1 protein-coding gene is annotated in these 1,385 nt (G+C 64.5%); it reads right to left on the minus strand.

All coding sequences use genetic code 11. The features are described 5' to 3' along the window. Positions 1 to 72: 72 nt before the first annotated feature. On the minus strand, positions 73 to 1,149 hold the full coding sequence (locus tag AC1ROW_RS22220; RefSeq protein ID WP_493021861.1) for an IS110 family RNA-guided transposase: 1,077 nt from the start codon (positions 1,147 to 1,149) through the stop codon (positions 73 to 75). Between the last annotated feature and the right edge of the window lie 236 nt (positions 1,150 to 1,385).

Here is a 1,385-nt window from a genome sequence, read left to right on the forward strand (position 1 = left end):
GTGGCGGCGATGGGCTGCTTGTCGAGGTAGCGGAACAGGGTCTGGTGGAAGCGTTCGATGCTCCTATGTTCGTCAAGTGCTGATTTGGGGCAGGTTGGCGTAGATCTCTCGAGCGATGTATCTCTTGAGGCAGCGGATGATTTCGCGCTTGGTGCGGCCCTCGGAGCTGCGGCGTTCGACGTAGGCGAGCGTGGGTTCGTGTCGACGCATTCGGACGATCGCGACGATGTAGAGGGCGCTGTTCGCGGCGCGGTCTCCGCTGCGGGAGAGCCGGTGTCGTCCGGTGGTTCGGCCGCTGGAGGCGGGCTGCGGAGCAACGCCGCAAAGCTTGGCGAAGGCTGCCTCGTTCTTGATGCGGTTGGCGTTGTCGCCGACGGTGACTAAGAACTGGGCGGCGACTTCGACACCGACTCCGTGTAAGGCGACCAGGTCGGGAGCTGTTGCGTTGACGAGGTCTGTGATCTGTGTGCTGAGCCGTTTGGCTTCGTCGTCGAGGGTCTTCCAGCGTCGTGCGAGGTCGCGGAGGGCGAGCTTCGTGCCGGCCAGGTGCAGACGAGCGGGATCCGACGCTAGTGAGAGCAGATTCTCGGTCTCCGGTCGTAGGTGGAGGCATCGGTTCACCAGTGTGCGCTTGGTCAGATCGACGAGCTCGTCGCGCAGCTGCGAGGGTGCGCCGATCATCACGCCGAACAGGGCGTTGAAAGCCTGGGTGCGTGCTTTGACCGCGCCAGAGCGCGCGACCCGCAGGGTGCGGATCACCTCGATCGCGCCGGACTTGCTCTTGGGGACAGCGGTGGAGGTCTCGCCGAGCACCGCGCGGGCGATCTGCTCCGCGTCCAGGCGATCGGACTTGCCGTCCATGCGCCTTGCCATCCGATTCGGGCGGTTCACCTCGATGACGTGTTCACCGCTTCGCGTCAGTTCGCGGGCGAGCGCGGCGCCGAACGAGCCGGTGCTTTCCACTCCGATGGAGGTCAGGCTGCCGTAGCTGCGCATCCAGGACCGAAGAGCGTCGTAGCCGGGTCCGGTGGCGGGGAACTCGTGGTGGCCGAGCAGCCGACCGTGGTCGTCGATCGCTGCTGCGTAGTGGGTGTGCTTGTGGGTGTCGACTCCGCCGATGACCGTGACATCGGTCAATTCAATTGTCATGCTGGAGGTGCTCCTTCCGTGCGCGCTCGTTGAACGGACGGGGCGAGCCGGTCGGGCGGGTCGACAGAACTGTGATGGGGCTTCTAGTCCAAGCTCCTATCAGGTCAGATCCGGTCGGCCGGCGCGCTCCTTGAGACTGCAGCGGCCCCGGTCGACAAATCGAACGAAGGACACCATGGTCAATTCTTGGCCTGAGTCAGACCGAAACCGTCGCAGCCCCATGACAATTCTTCACA

This window comes from Leifsonia sp. GW821-FHT13C09, from assembly GCF_058806435.1.

What these genes read in the sequence shown, in the direction of transcription:
- AC1ROW_RS22220 (WP_493021861.1), bottom strand. Translation starts at nt 1,149, where the DNA reads ATGACAATTGAATTGACCGATGTCACGGTCATCGGCGGAGTCGACACC.